This is a genomic window from Pseudoalteromonas sp. H105 (assembly GCF_001469215.1).
GTDB lineage: Bacteria > Pseudomonadota > Gammaproteobacteria > Enterobacterales > Alteromonadaceae > Pseudoalteromonas.
Genome location: NZ_LOFH01000015.1, coordinates 21524 through 41046, shown reverse-complemented (window position 1 = coordinate 41046; position 19523 = coordinate 21524). Strand labels below are relative to the sequence as shown.

Genomic DNA, 19523 nt, shown 5'->3' with positions numbered 1-19523 from the left:
ATTATCATTTATTTATATAGCCATTGCCAGCAATGTGAGATGAGTTAACACATTACTGGCAAGTAAGTTTTACAGCTTAAACTACCTGCTACTCGCTAGGTTTGAGTGCGTTTTCGCGGCGGTGTTTAGCAATAACGGACCATGCTTCAAGCATCACCAATACACTAATTACTAGCACGACAACATCAAGTATCACCAGTAACCAATTGCCTTGCTGGTAATATTCGCCTAACTTAATCACACCCGCGAAGAATGCCATCACTAATACAAAGCTCATTGGGATCAGCGTATATCGCGCAGGACGGTTAGCTTTAATCAATATCACAGAGATAACCAATAAAGTTAAACTTGCTAATATTTGATTCGTTGATCCAAACAGAGGCCATATAATCATTCCACCGCTGCCGCTAGCACCACCCGCACCAAACGCCAACAATAGGCAACTTAATACCGCAATTAAAGTTGCTATCACACCATTTTTAATTACTTTAATGTTATAGATATCACCCCACTCTTGGATAATATAGCGCTGCAAACGAACACCTGAATCCATCGTCGTGCCTGCAAATAACACTACCATAACCGCAAGCAGTGTGGAGGCAATTTCATTGGATATCCCCCAACCACTTTCAATCAAATTAGCGCCGCCATTAACAAAGGCCCCAACGCTGCCCGCACCCAAATGGCTATATATTTCATGCCACTCTTCAGGTGATACAGCTAATGCAGCACCACTTACCGCAACCAGTGTAATTAATGCAAGCATTCCCTCGCCAACGGCACCTAAGTAACCTACAAAGCGACCATCAGTTTCTTTGTTTAATTGTTTAGAACTCGTCCCTGATGACACTATGCCATGGAATCCAGAAACCGCACCACAGGCTATTGTCACAAACAACAACGGGATAATACTTGGGGTATCGAGGGCTGTTTGCGTATTAAATGCAGGTGCAGTGATATCAGGCATTGAAACAAATACAGCGCCATATAAAAGCACTAGCCCCACCAGCAATTGCATGCCGTTAATAAAGTCACGGGGTTGCAGTAACATCCAAACGGGTAACAAAGACGCAATGGCTGCGTAAACAAATAAAATGATTATCCAGTTTGCGTTTGCAGATAAACCAAATAGTTCATCCGGTAACATAATTGGCATACTGCTGCCCAGATAAATGGTGTAATACAAGATCCCTACCCCAATAAAACATAGCGGGATAAGCGATACTTTTTTACGCAGAAGTTGACCTATAACAAGTGCGACTACGATAGCTGACCACGCAGGAAATACCGCATTTGGGCTATTAATAAACGACTTTGCTATGACCACTCCAAATACGGCATTAACCATTAACAAAACAAGGAAAACAACAATCATAAACAAAGCCCGAGTACGTTTGCCTATAACCGATTCTGAGAGTGCCCCCATGGATTTACCTTTATTGCGCGCACTTGCCCATAAAGCGCCCATGTCATGTACACCGGCAAAAAATATAGTACCAAATACAACCCACAGTACGGCAGGTACCCAGCCCCAGTAAACGGCAATTGCAGGCCCTACAATTGGTGCAGCCCCTGCCACAGAGGTAAAGTGATGTCCCCATAGAACCACTTTGTTTGTTGGCACATAATCCACACCATCTTCTAACTCATGAGCGGGTGTGACAAAGTTGTCATCCATCTTGAAAATCTTTTCGGCGATAAATTTTGAGTAAACAAACCAACCAAAAAGCATTCCAACCATACCCAGTAGTACAATTACAACTGATTGCATAGCATTCTCTCTTATAATTAAAATTGATATACCCGTGTGCGCACAAAATACAAACAAGGTTGAGTGCAACACGTTATTTTGACAAGCAAATTAAAAAGACAATCATCCTTCCCATTAGCAAATCAGTTATATACGGTTAAAAAACACGTTACCTAATTGTATTGATTACTTTAAAAAGGCAGGTGACCACTCACTCGTAGCAATACGTATTCCCAGTTTTTGGCGCTCTCAACCTGAATATTTTGAAGCGACACAAGTATAAGTATGTTCAATTTATACACTAACAATAATTGAGTCACGCTGACTCTAAACCTTTAGTCTAATATACTTAATTGAAGGTGCTGTTGTGGCTCACTTTTTATACCAACACCAATACCTAATAAACGAACAGGTTGCTGATTACCGCGTTGATATGCTTTGGTTAGTAGCTCGCTTAATATAACCGAGTTGAGTTGGTGTGCACTTTGATCCGCGGATGTCACCACAAAATTAGCAAACTTTACTTTAACGCTTAATTTATTTATCCGCTGAGCTAACTGCTGCTTGGCCAACCGTCGAGTGAGCTCTTCTAATAAAGCAGGTAATTGATCTAAGCATTCTTGTAGACTGGTTTTATTGTATTCATAGGTGTGCTCTACACTCAGCGATTTTCTTACTCTCTCTGTTGATACTGTGCCAATATGTAACCCCGCACATTTTTGATAAAGCGATACACCAAAGTTACCCACATGCTGCTGCATCCAATTAACTCCCTTTTCGCATACATCGGCACCGGTATACAACCCCTTTAAATTAAGCTTTTCCAGTGTGACTTTCCCAACTCCCGGTATTTTACCTAGTGGTAAGGTTGCTAAAAAGTCATCTACATTTTCTGGTAGCACAACACATTGGCCATTAGGCTTATTTTCATCACTGGCTATCTTGGCAATAAACTTAATCGGTGCAATACCCGCAGACGCGGTGAGTCCGGTTGTTGCAAATATATCGGCTCTAATTTGCTGCGCTATTAAGGTTGCACTGCCTTTGCATGCGCTGCTATCGGTCACATCAAGGTAGGCTTCGTCTAATGAAAGAGGTTCTATTAGGTGTGTATAATCTTGGAAAATCGCGCGAATTTGTTGAGATACTTCTTTGTAAACATGCATGCGCCCTGGCACGATCACTAAGTCAGGGCATAGTTGTTTAGCATGGTAGTTCGACATTGCCGAGCGCACACCATATTGTCTAGCAATATAATTAGCGGTGGAGAGTACACCTCGTCGACTCTTCCCCCCTATCGCTAAGGGAACATTCGCAAGTGATGGATTATCGCGCATCTCAACGGCTGCATAAAAGCAATCCATGTCGATATGAATAAACTTTTTCATTCCCCAAACCAAACAACTGTATATATGAACAGCTATTATTGATTAAGTTTTGCTGATTAGCAAGGAGTGTATTTTACACTGAAATATTTCCCATTACATAGCACACAAACACTGAACAACATCACGCTTAAAACAGCACAGCTGTAGGTGAAGTTGTTTATTTTCTTGAGCTGAAAGCGTCATGTTGCTAACCTAACGACTCTTTAAATTAATAGAGCTTTGCTATGCAATCGTTTATGGAACAATACCCTATCCACACTAAAATAAATGTAGCGTGGGGTGAAATGGACGCCCTGCAACACGTCAACAACGTGGTATATTTTCGTTACTTTGAAACCGCTCGCATTGACTTTTTTAATCAAGTAAATCTACTCGAAGACTTACAAACCACCGGAGTAGGCCCGGTGATCAGTGAAAATAATGCCCGCTACAAACGCCCTGTGACATTTCCCGACACCGTACTCGTTGGCGTGACAATCAGTGATATTCAAGCTGATCGTTTTATGATGCACTACACTGTTTTTAGCCAGCAACAAAATGCCATAACGACCATTGGCTCATCGCAAGTTGTTATGTTTAATTTTAAAACCGGTAAAAAAGCCACCTTAAATGAGCCTCTCATTGAGGCGCTCAAAACTTACTTGCAAGAATAAAAGGAATAGCCATGTTATACAGCCCATTAGGTAAAAGTGGAGTCAATGTTTCTCGCGTATGTTTGGGAAGTATGACTTGGGGCCTGCAAAATACACAAGCTGATGCTGATGAACAAATAGCCTATGCATTGGCTAATGGTGTTAACTTTATTGATACCGCAGAGATGTACGCCGTGCCGCCATCCGCTGACACGTACGGCAAAACAGAAGCGATCATTGGCGATTGGTTATCGCGCAATAAAAATAAACGTAATGATGTTGTTATTGCAACTAAAATTGCGGGAAATGGTTTACCTTGGGTAAGAGAAGGTGGCGATATAACACGTCAATCTGTTATCAATGCTGTAGAGGACTCACTCGCACGTTTAAAAACTGATGTTATCGATTTATACCAGCTGCACTGGCCAAACCGTGCAACGCCCCACTTTGGCCGTCATTTTCCTGGCACAATTCGTTTTAGTGATGCAAATACAGTTCAACACACAGCAAGTATGCTCGATATTCTTGAAGGGTTAAATGACTGTGTAAAAGCAGGAAAAATAAAACACTGCGGTTTGTCTGATGATACGCCTTGGGGCATTAGCCAGTTTTTACGCCTAAGTGATGAACATAACTTGCCACGTATGGTGTCTATTCAAAACGAGTTTAGCCTTATTCACGGCAAAGATTGGCCTTACTTAATAGAGCAATGTATTCATGAGGATGTTGCGTACCTTCCGTGGTCTCCCTTGGCAGGTGGCATGCTCAGTGGCAAATATCAAAATGGTGCACGCCCAACTGGCAGCCGCTGGACAATATCGCAACGGAATGGCTTGTTTCGTAATACCCAAGCCTCTGAGCAAGCAATCGACCAGTACATGGCAATAGCCAGCCAGCTTGGTATTTCATCAGCACAACTCGCTCTTGCGTGGTGTAATCAAGTCGATGGTGTTGCGTCAACAATAATTGGTGCCACTAGCATGGCGCAACTCAAAGAAAATATAGATGCATTTAATATTCAACTCAGCGAACAAACGCTAGATGATATTACGCAGGTATACCAGCAATTCCCTGTCCCTTTTTAATATATAATCTTGATAAAATAATGAGCTGCTAATGGTTAATCATTAGCAGCTCATCAAAAATCTTCTATGATAAACACTAGGATAAAATAAATAATAAGCACGGGCAACCAGTGTAACTTGTAAACCAGCTTGTTGATCCCGAGTTTGTTTTGGTCAAAGTGCAGCGAGAAAATTCACGCCTAAGCTAAATGAAATTGCAAAAATACTTCCTTCAAAAGCATATCAACGCAGTCAACTATTTTGGTTAGAAAACTCATTTACTAATTTTAATCAAATTTACCAACAAAATATATTGGCTAAACCGCCTGCCAAGACACCTCAATAAGCGACCGCTCTGCACATAATAAGTGGGCCTTAAACACATCCCCAGCGATTACTTTCCCTACTCCTGCTGGTGTGCCAGTCATAATAATATCGCCATCATTTAAAGTCATAAACTCACTTATTTGCGTTAATATATATGCTGGCTTATAAAGCATTAACCCCACATCACCTTGTTGCTGAAGTTGGTCATTAATACTGAGTGAAATTTTTAATTTAGCAATGTCATCCTGCTCTATTGCAACAAAATGACTAAATAAAGCGGAACCATCAAATGCTTTTGCTCGCTCCCACGGTAAGCCTTTCGCTTTTAGTTCTGATTGTAAGTCGCGTTTAGTAAGATCTAAACCAATCCCCACCTCAGCTAGGCGACCTTGCTGTACTTTAAAACAAATCTCAGTCTCAAAATGCAATGGCTCGCCGTTGTGTTCACTCGATAGTTGACTGCTAATTGCTGTGTTTGGCTTATTAAACACCACCATTTGGTCGGCTATTTGATTGCCCAACTCGTTAATATGTTCAACATAATTTCGTCCAACGCAAACAATTTTAGAGGGAACTAACGATAAAGATGGGTTCATTTTTAAGAGCCTTTATTTAGAGCTTAAACACAGCAGTTTTTTATCAAATCACATTAGCATAAAATTTAATGTTTTTCATCAATAAGTTAGCATGAAAAGGCACAGAGTATACAGGGTGTGAATAGTTAAAAAATAGCAGGTACTAATGGGCTAAGCACCTGCTAGAAGGGATTGAACTGTTTTTACTGGCAGGTTATTGCAGAGGTAGCATCACGATTAGTGTGAATACTTAACTTTGCAATTGATACATGCCAAGCTGCAGACGTACTTATTTGCCAAGGTGAGAATACCTGAGACAAGTTAACTCCTTGATCTGCAAAACACGCTAAATCTATGTTCAGAGTTTGCCAACCACTTTGCCCCTTGAGCTGCTTTGAAATATCAAACTTCCCCTGACAGTCACCGCCACATTGCATACCAAGCCATAGCGGCGCATCAGCAGTCTGATCGACTTTAATTTGCATCTGCAGTTGACCTGACTTTTCAACGTATGAACGTAAGTCTGATGGGAACGCTGCCATTAAACGCACAGCAGCGGTTTCACTGCCTGTAAAACTGATAGCTCGTGCATCTTCTTGTACATCTTTATCAAACGTTTTAACACTGACAGCACCAACAGACTCACGACTACTAGCCATAGTTTTTTGTTGCTCTGCACTTTGTAATACAAGACTCCACGGCGATTTAACTGCACGCTCAAACATTACCAAATCTTCAAGTTGTTGTGATGATTGACCTTGCTCAGCAAGGTCATCGCCTAGCGTATTTTTGTCTTTATAGGTTAAACCAAACCCGTATGGTAACAATGGCGTGTAGTCTTCATCACCACGGTTATGGTTATCAATTGGGTTATTTGGCCAAGAAAACGATAACTTGCCTTTAAAGTCATAATTTACAGAGCCGTCAGCGTGCGAAAATAACACGTCACTGATAGCATCCCCTTCTGTTCCAGGCAACCAAGTTGCCACAAAAGCATCGCTGGCATTTAATTCCGCATTTACCCACATTGGTCGTCCGCTAATAAAAAGAGAAACCACTGGAATGCCTTTATCTTTAAGCTTACGCAACAAAGCTAAATCGGTCTTATTACCACGTTGATACTCAAGATTATCTAAATCACCATTGCCTTCTGCATATGGCTGTTCACCGAATACCACAATTGCAACGTCTGGACGGGTATTAAACTCACCATTTAAGTCATACTGAACTTGGCCACCTGCTTGCTTTACGGTGTGTTTAATACCATCCAAAATTGACGTACCACCAGGGAAGTCACTATTCTCATTGCCTGTTCCCTGCCACGTGATACTCCAACCACCTGACTGCATACCAATATTATCGGCACCAAGACCCGCCACAAGTACGTTAGCTTTAGGTGAAAGAGGAAGCAATTGCTGCTTGTTCTTAAGCAGAACAAGCGATTCACGAACGGCTTGTTTTGCAATTTCACGGTGTTCAGCGCTACCAATCACTTCTGTTTTACCTGACAGCGGTCGTTTTGCAGGGCTTGGTTTGTCAAATAAACCCGCTCGCATTTTCACACGTAAAACACGGGTTACAGCATCATCGATGCGTGATTGCGCAATGGTGCCATTTTTAACTTGCTTAATCAGGTTGTCATACAAAGGCTTCCACGCATCTGTTGGCACCATATAAACATCTAAGCCCGCATTCGCCGCTTGTGCACAGTCACCGTTGGTACACCCAGGGATTTGTCCATGACCGTTCCAATCACCAACAACAAATCCATCAAATCCCATTTTGCCTTTTAACACATCAGTAAGAAGGTACTTGCTGCCATGTATCTTTTCACCATGCCAGCTATTAAACGATGCCATAACCGTTTGCGCACCCGCGCTTAAGCCACCCACATACCCTTGCGCGTGAATAGCAAATAAATCCGCTTCACTGTCTATATTATTCCCTTGATCATCACCGCCTTGTGTACCACCATCACCCAAAAAGTGTTTAACTGTGCTGATCACTCGCCTATCTGATAAGAAGTCTTCATCTGCAGCGCCTTGCAAGCCTTTTACAATTGCCGCTGAGTAGGTTTTAACTATCTCAGGATCTTCTGAATACCCCTCATATGTGCGGCCCCAACGATCATCACGGACAACAGCGACGGTCGGAGCAAATACCCAGTCAATACCTGTTACCATCACTTCTCGCGCTGTAGCAGCGGCTATTTTCTCTATTAACTCAGGGTTATTTGTTGCCCCTAAACCAATGTTATGCGGGAATAACGTCGCACCAATAACATTATTATGCCCATGCACAGCATCGGTTCCCCACATAGTAGGGATATTGATGCCATCTAACGAATCATCGACTGATGCCTGATACATTTTTTCAGCCAAGTCTATCCAATCTGCAGCAGAGGCATGTTTATTATTATTAGGAAATGCCCCCCCACCATTCAAATAAGAGCCAAAGCCGTATTTACGCATATCTTCAACTGTAATATCACGGATTTCAGGTTGGATCATTTGAGCGATTTTTTGCTCTAACGTCATACTCGACAACAACGTTGCTATTTTAGTTTCCATATCAGCGTCGTCATTAATACCCGTTGTTATCACAGGCCAAACGTCAAGATCGTGTTTAACACTTTGCGATTTAGGAGCAGGGTCAGAACAGCCGCTCATCGCTATTGTCGCCATAATTAGGGTCGAGAGTGTGAATGGTTTTTTTAGAGTCATGGTTTGCACCTGATTATAGTTGACGGGTTGAAGAAACCTTTGAGCCTGATAGCGCAAAGTATGTGATGTAAAGGTAACAAACAATGGGCAGCATCAATGCTAATTGTACGCCTATATTATCGGCTAATACGCCCTGCAACAGCGGCACAATAGCACCACCAACAATCGCTAGACACAAAATGCCCGATCCCTGAGAAGTGTATTTACCTAAGCCCTGTAATGCCAAACTAAATATAGTCGGGAACATAATTGAATTACATAAGCCGACCAATAAAATAGCCCACATAGCAAGTGAACCTTGTCCTGTCATCGCAACCAGAATAAACACAACAGCTAACAATCCATGACAAGCCAGAACAACATGCGCATTGACTTTTTGCATGATTGCAGCACCGGCAAAACGCCCAATCATCGCACCTGCAAAATAATAGCTGATGTAATGTGCTGCTTGTTGCTCACTTAACGCAGCAATATGGTCAAGGGTTAAAAAGCCCACCAAAAAGCTACCAATCGCGACCTCAGCACCGACATACACGAAAATACCGATTGCACCCAAAATAAGGTGGCGATACTGCCATACACTGCCTAAATCAACAAAGTTATCATCTGGCTGAACATGTTCTTGAGAATCTGTCTTACCCAATTTAGGAAGTTTTAGAAAAGCAAAAATAACAGCTAATACTAATAAACTTGCCGCAAGAATTAAATAAGGCAGTTTGACTTGCTCAGCTGTGGCTTGGCTTATTTCACTAAGAATCAACCACCCACCAAAAATAGGAGCGACAGTTGTGCCTAACGAGTTGAACGCTTGTGTCATAGTGAGGCGAGAAGAGGCTGTTTTAGCACTCCCCAATACGCTAACATATGGGTTAGCTGACACTTGTAAAATTGTTATACCGCAGGCTAATACAAACAGCGCAAATAAAAATAATTCATAAACATGTGCATCGGCGGCTGGATAAAACAGTGCACACCCTATTGCCGCCACGACTAACCCAACAACAATGCCGTATTGATAGCCAATTTTACTAACCAGTTTTCCTGCGGGAATAGACATTACGAAATAGGCACCAAAGAAGCAAAATTGCACCAACATGGCCTGCGTGTACGTAAGCGAAAACATGCCTTTTAAGTAAGGTATTAAAATGTCGTTTAAACACGTTATAAACCCCCACATAAAAAATAAAGTGGTCAACGATGCAAGCGCAAATGTTTGTTTAGGCATCGTCGGGGTGTCATTGTGTTGATGTGTTGTCAAAGGCGCTTGTGCCATAATATATCTCTAATTATTAATAATTATCAGTTGATTGCCCCTATACACCCACTTTCCCAAGTATTTAAAAAAGTAAATAATAGTTGCAACATAAAATGTAAGCGCTTACATTTATACCATATAAATTTTATTTAGCAATTTATTTACAATAATATTGTAAGCGCTTACATAAACTCGCTATGATGTGTTTTATCTAATGCGCATTGCCATTAAAAGTAAGAGGATATTCTCAATCGTGTTTAAAACAATCTCTTTACCTAAGCAATCAGCAATGCTCAAGCCGCCATTTACTTTTGGTGTTGCTACCGCCTCATTTCAAATTGAAGGCGCACGGGATACGCGCCTTACCTGTATTTGGGATACCTTTTGTGCGGAGCCCAATACCATTGCTGACCAAAGTAATGGCGATATAGCATGTCAGCATGTTCAATACTGGCAGCAAGATATCGATATGATAGCCGACTTAGCCGTGGATGCTTATCGGCTCTCAATCTCATGGCCTCGTGTAATTAACCAAGATGGCAACGTAAATCAACAAGGCATCACGTTTTACCGTAAATTATTAACAGCATTAAAAGCTCGTAATATCAAAACGTATGTCACCTTATATCACTGGGACTTACCACAGTATTTGGAAGATGAAGGTGGTTGGCAAAACCGCGATACGGCGTATGCCTTTGCCGCTTACACTGACATTGTAAGTTTGGCGTTTAAAGGGCTGGTTGACTCATATGCAACATTAAACGAACCTTTTTGCAGCGCCTACTTAGGGTACGAGATTGGCGTTCATGCACCTGGCATTAAAAGTCAAAAAGCCGGTCGACACGCTGCCCATCACTTATTGTTAGGCCATGGTTTAGCAATGAAAATACTACGTAAAAACTGCCCTGACGTTGAAGCCGGTATTGTTTTAAACTTTAGCCCCACTTACCCGCTTACTGAAGAGGATAAGCTCGCAGCACAACGTGCTGATCAATACCATAATCAATGGTATATAAAAGCGGTGTTAGAAGGTCAGTACCCTTCACTTATTAATGAGTTACCACTAGATGTTCAACCTAATATTGCGCCTGATGACATGGCAATCATTAGTCAATCGATTGATTTTTTAGGGGTGAATTACTACACCCGAATACACTATCAAAAAACAGCTGATGACGGGTTTGAAGAAGTTGCATTACCCGATGTTGCCATCACAGATATGGGCTGGGAAATATACCCACAAGGCTTAACAGAACTATTAACCTCATTGAATAAGTTGTACACCTTACCTAAGGTTTATATCACTGAAAACGGTGCAGCCATGGCAGATACACGCCAAGGTAATCAAGTGCTAGATTACGACCGTGTGAGTTACTACCATACCCATTTGAATGCCGTTGACGACGCGATAAAACAGGGCGTAGACGTACAAGGTTATTTTGCTTGGAGCTTGATGGATAACTTTGAATGGGCTTATGGTTATGAAAAACGCTTTGGTCTGGTTTATATTGATTATATAACCCAACAACGCATACTTAAAGAAAGCGCAAAACAATACCGCGCACTCTTAAAACAACGCTAATAACAATAAGAGCCGGCCATGCTAACAAAAAAAGAAAAAATAGCCTACGGGTTAGGTGATACGGCAAGTAACATCATTTTTCAAACGGTGATGCTATTTTTAACTTTTTTTTATACCGACATATTTGGTATTTCCCCAGCCGTAGTGGGGACATTATTTTTAGTCGTTAGAGTCATCGATGCAATCACCGACCCGCTAATGGGCTCATTAACAGACTCAACGCGCACTCGCTATGGCAGTTATCGACCTTATTTACTTTGGCTAGCTGTGCCTTTTGGGCTAATCAGTGTTATTACTTTCACGACTCCTGATTTAACTGATTCAGGCAAAGTCATCTATGCATTTGTCACTTACACCCTGTTAATGCTAGTTTATACCGCAATTAATATTCCTTACTCTGCGCTTGGCGGTGTGCTTAGTCGTGAGCCGAGTGAACGTGTCTCGATTCAGTCATATCGATTTGTATTTGGTATGCTCGGTGGCTTAATTGTCAGTGCATGCACCTTGCCATTAGTCAGCTGGCTAGGTAAAGGTGATAACGCGTTGGGTTATCAACTAACTATGGTGCTGATGAGTGCCCTTGGCGTCGCGTTATTTCTCATTTGCTTTAAGTTTACTAAAGAGCGGGTTTGCGCCAGCCAAAACAAACGACTCAATTTAAAGCAACAAATGACAACTCTTTGGAAAAATGGCCCCTTTAAGGTGCTATGCGCCGCATCAGCAGTCCTGTTAACAAGCATGGTACTTCGCACAACACTCGCTATTTACTACATAAAATACGTACTGGGTGAAGGTGATTTAGTCACCCAATTTGTGACCCTTGGCATGATCGGTAACATTTTAGGCTGCGCTTGCGCTCAGCCTTTAAGTAAATTTGTTGACAAGAAAACAGCCTATATTTATTTACAATTTATATCTGGTGCTATTAGCTGTATTGCCTTTTGGCTACCCAATGACAATCTTATTTTGGCCTTTGGTGTTTATTTTTTATGGTGTTTTTTCACACAAATGGCAACCCCCTTATTGTGGGCAAAAATGGCCGATACAATTGACTTTGGTCAATGGCAAGATGGACAACGTTTAACCGGGCTGGTTTATGCTAGTGTGGTATTTTTTATCAAGCTTGGTCTTGCCCTAGGCGGTGCGTTAGCAGGCTGGTTACTCGCTTATTATGGTTATGAAGCAAATACAGTGCTCAGTGAAACAACTAAAAATGGTATATTGATGTCATTCACCTTATACCCGGCTATTGGTAGTGTGCTTGTCGCGTTGATCATGAAAAGGTATATTCTTGATAATACAACCGTAAAAAAAATACACGCTGATTTAGCAACAAGTAATAACACGTAAACGAATACGTAAAGGAAAAACATGGCCACCATTTATGAGGTGTCAAAGCTTGCAGGGGTGTCACTTGCCACTGTTTCACGCGTAATGAACAACAATGCGAATGTGAGCGATACCACACGAAAAAAAGTAACGTCCGCAATGAATGAGCTCGGCTATAGACCCAACTCAATTGCTCAGTCACTTGCCTCTAATTGTTCAAACAGTGTGGGGTTATTAGTATCCGAGTTATCAGGTCCTTTTTATGGGCCAATGATGGGAGGTATTGAGAATGTATTTCGCAAGCAGAGTAAGCACGTTATTATTGCCGCTGGCCACAGTGATAAAGCACGTGAAGAGCAAGCTATTGAATTTTTAATTAGCCGCAATTGCGATGGCTTAATTTTGCATGTTGAAGCTGTAAGCGATCACTACCTTATTGAGCTGGCTAAAGGTAAAACACCGTTTGTTTTACTCAACCGCTTTATTCCTGAATTAGCTGAGCGCTGTATCACTTTAAATAATAAGCACGGTGGCTACTTAGCGGCAAAGTACGTTTTAGAGCAGGGCCATAAAAACATTGCCTATATAAGTGGCCCTCTTTGGAAAAAAGATGCACAAGCGCGTTTAGCTGGCCACAAGCAAGCCTTGCTCGAATACCACATCGCGTTTGATGAAGAACTACTTTATGAAGGTGACTTTATGGAAAGTGGTGGCACCCAAGGATATAAGCATTTACATGCTACGTCACATCCCTTCACAGCATTAATTTGTGCGAATGATGAAATGGCAACAGGCGCAATGGCATGCGCAAGAGAGCATGGGGTTGAACTGCCTGAAGCTCTTTCTATCATGGGTTACGACAATGTCTTTTTCACTCGCCATGTATTTCCACCTTTATCTACAATCAATTATCCTATCAACGAAATGGGGAGAATGGCCGCTAACTGGATTTTAAGTGAGGTATATCAAAAAACCACGCCAACGTTACAAACCGTTTTTGAACCTGAACTGGTGATACGCCAATCAATCGCCAATAAGACGTGATAATAAAGATAAATTGATGGATTTTAGTAAGACAGAGTCGATTTTAAGTTGGCTTGTCATTTTTAAAAGCTATTTTTTTAATATATTTTTAGAGGCTTTATGCATCTTCTTAAAACAACGACTCACCCAAGTATAACCGCCGATAACCCAAACCAATTTACCCGTCTTACCGGCCGTGCGATTGTTTTGAAAGGTGAACAAATACTATTAATGTATACCGCTCGCTACGAAGATTATAGTTTACCCGGTGGCGGCGTTGATGATTTTGAAACACTTGAACAAGGGCTGATACGCGAACTACAAGAAGAAACCGGTGCGCAAAACATTCAAGTAATTGGGGAGTTTGGTCTGTATGAAGAATATCGCCCATGGTACAAGGATGACTACGAAGTCATTCACATAAAGTCTTACTGCTATTTTTGTGACATTGATGACACCTTAGGCCAAGCACAACTAGAGCATTACGAACTACAAAATGGCATGCAAGCTAAATGGGTAGACATACACAAAGCGATTGCTCATAATGAGCGCACATTAGCCAATAGTGATAAGCAAGGGCTCTCTATTATTCGTGAAACTTACTTACTTAAAGCAATCGCTCAGCAGCTGTAGTTACTTTCATATTTAATGTAAAACAAGAAAGTGAGTATAAACTTACACCATACTATTTCTAACGCCAGCCTTGCATAAGTAACATGGTAACTTGTTCTGCGTTAAGGTTTGGTCTAGCTATAAAATTTTGCCCACACCACAATGGTGAAAAGTCACTATCGCCGAGCGCTTCAGCTTCTGTTCTGAGTGCGGTCATTGCGATGCTGGCAAAAGGAAATGGCGGGACATGAATCGAATGTTCTGCCAATTCAGTCATTGCACGATTACAAATACCCCGCGCGGCGCGCCCAGAAAATACAGACGTCAATGCGGTATCGTTTTGTGCAAATTTATTTAAAGCCGCTTTATGCAATGACGATGTTCGTGCTTCATCACACAACAAATAAGCACTCCCTACTTGCACTGCTGATATTCCTAACGCCTGTAGTTCACCCACACCTTCAGGTGTTGTAATTCCTCCGGCGGCAATAACAGGAATTGATAACTGCGCAACACATTGCTCCACTAAATGCTTTACGCCACACTGCAGGCTCACATCATTCTTTAAAAAGTGGCCGCGATGACCACCCGCTTCAAGTCCTTGCGCGATAACGGCATCAGCCCCATGATCAACGAGCCATTTAGCTTCATCAACCGTGGTTGCACTTGATATCACTTTTGCACCCCACCCTTTTATTTTATTGACCATATGTGGCTTAGGTAAACCAAAATGAAAGCTCACTACAGGTGGTTTAAAAGGCGCTATTAAATCGATAATTTCATCATCAATAGGCTTACGCGAGGCGTTCATTCCTATTTTTGACTCATCCACACCATACTCATCAAAATACGGTGTTAATAACGAATGCCATCGGTTTTTTTGCGCCATAGTGTAGTTTTCTGGGGTGTGGCAAAAAAAATTTAAGTTATAAGGGTGCTCTGTAGAATTAACTAACGTATGCAGCTGATTTAAAAGTTGTTCATTAGAAAACATTGCACAAGGTAATGAACCTAACCCACCAACATTGCACACCGCACTGGCTAAAAATGCATCTTGCACACCAGCCATCGGTGCTTGAATTAACGCAAAACGTGTATTAAATAATGTTGACATAACTGACTCCCTGTAATTATTTTATTTCTTTGCATTTATTATCTATCAAACTTTAAATATCCGTGCGTACAGCCTATAAGTGTCATGCGTTCACTCACTAAAATACTGTTTTTAAAGTAACTCTTTATTTTTCTTATCTTCAAACATAGGCACTGATTGATGCGACGTATTATCCATTTGCAATTTGTTTACAGCTTGCTGGATGTCCATATCATCATCTAACTGCTGATTACTATTAACGGGCTTATGCACTAACTCAGTTAACAGCGCAAAATGATCTGAACCATATTTGGCTAAACGTTTAATCCGTTTAACCGTAAAGCCGTGACTATGAAATAAATGATCAAGTGGCCAACGCATAAAGAAATAACCAGCATGAAAAGTATTAAAAAAGCCTCGCCCCTTTCGTGGGTCTAACAGGTCACTTATTTCCATAAATAACCGTGTGCTTCTAGACCAAGCAACATCGTTTAAATCTCCTGCGACAATCGTCGGCCGAGTATTATTTTTTAATGCTTTAGCGAGTAAAATCAGTTCGGTATCGCGCGGCCTTGAGGTGTCTTCTTCTGTTGGACTAGGTGGCGCGGGGTGAATAAAGTGCCCTTGCATTACAAGCCCTTGCGCGGTCTCAAACAAGATATGTATGGAAGGAATATCCGCCTCAACCAGTTCGCAAATCTGCTGCTTTAATACCTTGCATTTGCTGTATACGTGTATGCCATAGCGGTTATCTTTAGGGCAGAATATAGTATAGGGGTAATCATCTTCGAGAATAGAGAGTTGTTGCTGCCAATTACTATCAGATTCAAGCGTGATCAATATATCGGGTTGGTTATCATTGACTAAATCGATTAAATTTTGATAGCTGGTATTCGACATCAACACATTAGCCGACATAATACGAAGACTGTGCTCACTGCCTGCGGGGCTTCGTACAACCTCTTTTTTAGCCAGCCATGTATAAGGGTATATCCATTTCCCTTGAATAAGTAAAATCACGCTGGCCATAATTAGCGATAATAAGACCAATGGTGATAGCGTATTAACAGCAAAATAAATGCTTAAACACAATCCTCCTAGCGCAAGATAAAAAACCTGTAAACGAATAAAATCACAACTACGAATTAAATAATGTTGGCTGTAAGACACAGGTAAAAGCGTCACGAAGAGCAAGACACTCAACATACAAAACAGCGTAATTAACATGCAACAATCCTTTTCAGACAAGCTAAAATATAAGTAGAATCAATAGTCAGCCTACACATTTTCGTATGGGATTGATAATTTTTAGTAAAATGGCAGTAAAGTTTAGCAAAAAAAATGAAAGCAACAAAAATCTTCACCACATAAACAAAGAGAAACTTAAAAGCCTCACTGTACTTAATTACACAAGATGTAGACTGCACTTCAATTAAAATAAGGTTATAAAAGTGCAAAGGCAGACAAATCCTCCTATATTTGTATAATACCCATTCACCTTTGTTATTGGAGTTTGCGCTACGATGAATAACTAACACCTGTTGAAATTCGTTTTATTTTGAATTTATGGGGTTAGTGGGCGCAAAATTCGTCATTTATCAGCAATACTGTTGCTTTTATCAAGTTATTTTAAACACTTTGCGCGCCATGCCCTGCTCACATCAGAGGCATTATGCATACACTACACATTCACAACTTAAGCTATCAACACCTTGATGGCCACACACAGTTTAAACAACTTAGCATTTCAATCTCTGAAAAGCTCACCGCATTAATTGGTGCTAATGGCAGTGGAAAATCCATATTAGTGAATATAATAGCGGGTCATCAACAACCCTCTAAAGGGCATATTCATTTCCCGGGAACAACATTACTGGTTTCGCAACAATTAAATAACCAAACAACAGACCCCATTCCAACTATTGCAAAAGCCTTAGGCGTAGACAACAAGCTGGCTGCACTGATGCGCGTGAACCAAGGGGCTTCAACAGAGGCTGACTTTGACCTAATTGCTGACGATTGGCAATGTGAGCAATATTACCAACAACAGTTATATAGCATAGGCATAAGGGCTCCTCTTAACACACCGATTAACCAGTTAAGTCCTGGACAACAACGCTGCCTAACACTTTATAGCGCACTGAGAGCTCAGCCTGATTTATTAATTTTAGATGAGCCTACAAATCATTTGGATAAAGCAGCAAAACAATGGTTAATAACCCAGTTGCGTCAATTTTCAGGGCAAGTGCTTATCGTCAGTCATGATCGCCAATTACTTAATGAGTGTCATGCGACCATTGAACTTAATCACCTTGGCTGCCATTACGAAACGGGGAACTACCAGCATTTTTGCCAGCGAAAAATACTGCAGCAAACAGCACTCTCAAAACAAATACATCACTTAGCCAAAGAGCAAAAAAAACACCAGCAGCAAACTCAAGTTAATCATGAAAAAGCGCAACAACGTGCCGCACAAGGCAATAAACACCGTCAAAGTGACAGCCAAGCTAAGGTCATGCTCGATTTTAATAAAAATAAGGCACAGGCACGTAAAGGAGCTAATGCGCGCTTAGCATCGACAAAGCGCAATACCCTCGCACAGCAGCAACGTGCCCTTAAACAACGACAACCCCACAAGATTGAGAGCAACCTAACATTCACTCAATCCACCAGCAAAAAACGCCTGCTGTTCATTGATAAACTTTGCTCAGCACGCATAAACCGCAGCAACCCCATAACATTGCAGGTACTCAGTGGCAACAAACTGCATGTAAACGGCCCCAATGGCTCAGGTAAATCAACCTTATTAAGGGCCATAAATGATTCAGTGCAAACGCGTATTAATCCGGCTATTCATCTAAACAGTCAGGTACTTTACATTGATCAACAATGTTCTTTTTTAATTCCCTCACAAAGTTTAATGGATGCAGTTCAGCTGCATTGCGACCTTAAACCCCAAGTAATACGAAACGTACTGGCAAACATAGGATTTAAAGGAGATGCCGTTTATCGTCAGGTCGCTCGACTAAGCGGGGGTGAAAAAATGCAATTAGCGATGCTGATAGCCAAACAAAATGCCAGCAGTCATTTGTTGCTTCTGGATGAACCCGACAACCATTTGGATCTCGATAATAAGCGACACCTTGCTAAAAGCCTTGCCGATTTTATTGGTAGTGTTATTTTGGTTAGCCATGATGAAGTGTTTGTAAAACAAACGACAATAACAACAACTCTGACATTAAATGAACCATAATAGAACTTTTTGGTTATTTGCTGTTCAAACTCATCGGATCACTTAATAATAGGGAATAATATGAAAACGCTCCAACTGATTTTAGTATTCGTTATCGTCTCTCTGGCAGGCTGTAGCAGTATGCTTAGTCAAAATGCGAATCAAAAAACACGGTCAAGTAGTCTCGTGGACTTTCTATACCCTGACGAACAAAGCCGTCAAGAGCATCAACCAAGCATTCCTACTCTAAACTTACCTGCTACCGTAGGCATTGCGTTTATTCCAAACCAATACGATTCAGGTATTCACAGTAATGAAGAAATTGCGTTGCTTGAAAAAGTAAAAAAGCAGTTTTTGCAATACGACTATATCGACCGCATTGAGATTATTCCAAGCAGTTACTTAAAAGGTGGTCAGGGATTTACAACCCTTGATCAAGTATCTCGATTATATGATGTTGATATAATGGCACTGGTGTCGTACGACCAAGTGTCGCAAACACTAGAGAATAATGCCGCTTTTTTATACCTCACTATTGTTGGCTTGTATGTTATACCTGGTAACGAAAATACGGTTCAAACCTTTGTAGATACCGCGGTTTTTGATGTGAAAAGTAAAAAAATGCTGTTTCGAGCACCCGGAATTAATAAGGTTGATCAGCGCAGCACGGCCATCGGTATTGACGATACTTTGAACGATCAATCAAGCAGCAGCTTTAATCTAGCCGTAGATGACATGATAGTAAATTTAGATGCTGAACTTGGCTCATTTAAAAACCGAGTAAGAGAAGAAAAAATAGCAAACGTAAACCATAAAAATGGCACGAGTTCAGGCAGTGTTTTTTGGCTGTTAGCACTACTTGCTGGTGGTTTTATTTCAAAATACCGCCAACACACCCGCTTTTTTAAAAGTGCATCAAACGTCGTTCATCGCTAAAG

General features: G+C 41.2%; 15 protein-coding genes. 8 read left to right on the top strand and 7 right to left on the bottom strand.

The genetic code is table 11. The annotated features are described in order from the left end of the window. Positions 1–88: 88 nt before the first annotated feature. Together ATS75_RS18705 and dinB are read right to left on the bottom strand one after the other, a co-directional pair. Entirely contained in the window at positions 89–1771 is a 1683-nt protein-coding gene (locus tag ATS75_RS18705; protein ID WP_058561944.1) for a carbon starvation protein A, read from the bottom strand. 314 nt (positions 1772–2085) lie between these two features. Then, the gene (gene dinB / locus ATS75_RS18700) at positions 2086–3138 is read right to left on the bottom strand and encodes a DNA polymerase IV (protein WP_058561943.1); all 1053 of its coding nucleotides are present in this window, start codon (positions 3136–3138) and stop codon (positions 2086–2088) included. A 224-nt stretch (positions 3139–3362) separates the two neighbouring features. On the opposite strand from dinB, the gene ATS75_RS18695 reads away from it, so the two are divergent. Together ATS75_RS18695 and ATS75_RS18690 are read left to right on the top strand one after the other, a co-directional pair. Beyond that, the gene (locus ATS75_RS18695; RefSeq protein WP_058561942.1) at positions 3363–3791 is read left to right on the top strand and encodes an acyl-CoA thioesterase; all 429 of its coding nucleotides are present in this window, start codon (positions 3363–3365) and stop codon (positions 3789–3791) included. An 11-nt stretch (positions 3792–3802) separates the two neighbouring features. Next, positions 3803–4855, top strand: coding sequence for an aldo/keto reductase (locus tag ATS75_RS18690; RefSeq protein WP_058561941.1), 1053 nt, complete (start codon positions 3803–3805; stop codon positions 4853–4855). Between the two features lie 296 nt (positions 4856–5151). On the opposite strand, the gene ATS75_RS18685 is transcribed toward ATS75_RS18690, so the two are convergent. The 3 genes from ATS75_RS18685 to ATS75_RS18675 all read right to left on the bottom strand — a co-directional run bounded on the left by ATS75_RS18685 (position 5152) and on the right by ATS75_RS18675 (position 9732). Then, entirely contained in the window at positions 5152–5757 is a 606-nt protein-coding gene (locus ATS75_RS18685) for a fumarylacetoacetate hydrolase family protein (protein ID WP_058561940.1), read from the bottom strand. 182 nt (positions 5758–5939) lie between these two features. Continuing rightward, positions 5940–8459 (bottom strand): glycoside hydrolase family 3 protein, encoded by a 2520-nt coding sequence (locus ATS75_RS18680; protein ID WP_058561939.1) that lies wholly within the window; start codon positions 8457–8459, stop codon positions 5940–5942. A gap of 13 nt (positions 8460–8472) precedes the next feature. Next, a complete protein-coding gene (locus ATS75_RS18675) occupies positions 8473–9732 on the bottom strand; it encodes a sugar MFS transporter (RefSeq protein ID WP_058561938.1) in 1260 nt (419 codons plus the stop codon). A gap of 271 nt (positions 9733–10003) precedes the next feature. On the opposite strand from ATS75_RS18675, the gene ATS75_RS18670 reads away from it, so the two are divergent. The 4 genes from ATS75_RS18670 to ATS75_RS18655 all read left to right on the top strand — a co-directional run bounded on the left by ATS75_RS18670 (position 10004) and on the right by ATS75_RS18655 (position 14281). Next, positions 10004–11296, top strand: coding sequence for a GH1 family beta-glucosidase (locus ATS75_RS18670; protein WP_201020982.1), 1293 nt, complete (start codon positions 10004–10006; stop codon positions 11294–11296). A gap of 18 nt (positions 11297–11314) precedes the next feature. Further along, a complete protein-coding gene (locus ATS75_RS18665; RefSeq protein WP_058561936.1) occupies positions 11315–12646 on the top strand; it encodes a glycoside-pentoside-hexuronide (GPH):cation symporter in 1332 nt (443 codons plus the stop codon). A gap of 21 nt (positions 12647–12667) precedes the next feature. Then, a complete protein-coding gene (locus ATS75_RS18660) occupies positions 12668–13669 on the top strand; it encodes a LacI family DNA-binding transcriptional regulator (protein WP_058561935.1) in 1002 nt (333 codons plus the stop codon). Between the two features lie 99 nt (positions 13670–13768). Continuing rightward, on the top strand, positions 13769–14281 hold the full coding sequence (locus ATS75_RS18655) for an NUDIX hydrolase (RefSeq protein WP_058561934.1): 513 nt from the start codon (positions 13769–13771) through the stop codon (positions 14279–14281). Positions 14282–14339: 58 nt separating this feature from the next. On the opposite strand, the gene ATS75_RS18650 is transcribed toward ATS75_RS18655, so the two are convergent. Beyond that, positions 14340–15374 carry an NAD(P)H-dependent flavin oxidoreductase gene (locus ATS75_RS18650; RefSeq protein ID WP_058561933.1) on the bottom strand — a complete coding sequence of 345 codons (1035 nt, stop codon included), beginning with the start codon at positions 15372–15374 and terminating at the stop codon, positions 14340–14342. 111 nt (positions 15375–15485) lie between these two features. Continuing rightward, on the bottom strand, positions 15486–16580 hold the full coding sequence (locus ATS75_RS18645) for an endonuclease/exonuclease/phosphatase family protein (RefSeq protein ID WP_058561932.1): 1095 nt from the start codon (positions 16578–16580) through the stop codon (positions 15486–15488). Positions 16581–17025: 445 nt separating this feature from the next. Here ATS75_RS18645 and ATS75_RS18640 point away from each other — a divergent pair, with 445 nt between their 5' ends. Both ATS75_RS18640 and rhlP read left to right on the top strand, forming a co-directional pair. Next, positions 17026–18606 carry an ATP-binding cassette domain-containing protein gene (locus ATS75_RS18640; protein WP_058561931.1) on the top strand — a complete coding sequence of 527 codons (1581 nt, stop codon included), beginning with the start codon at positions 17026–17028 and terminating at the stop codon, positions 18604–18606. Between the two features lie 60 nt (positions 18607–18666). Next, the gene (rhlP, locus tag ATS75_RS18635) at positions 18667–19521 is read left to right on the top strand and encodes a rhombotarget lipoprotein (RefSeq protein ID WP_058561930.1); all 855 of its coding nucleotides are present in this window, start codon (positions 18667–18669) and stop codon (positions 19519–19521) included. Positions 19522–19523 lie beyond the last annotated feature (2 nt).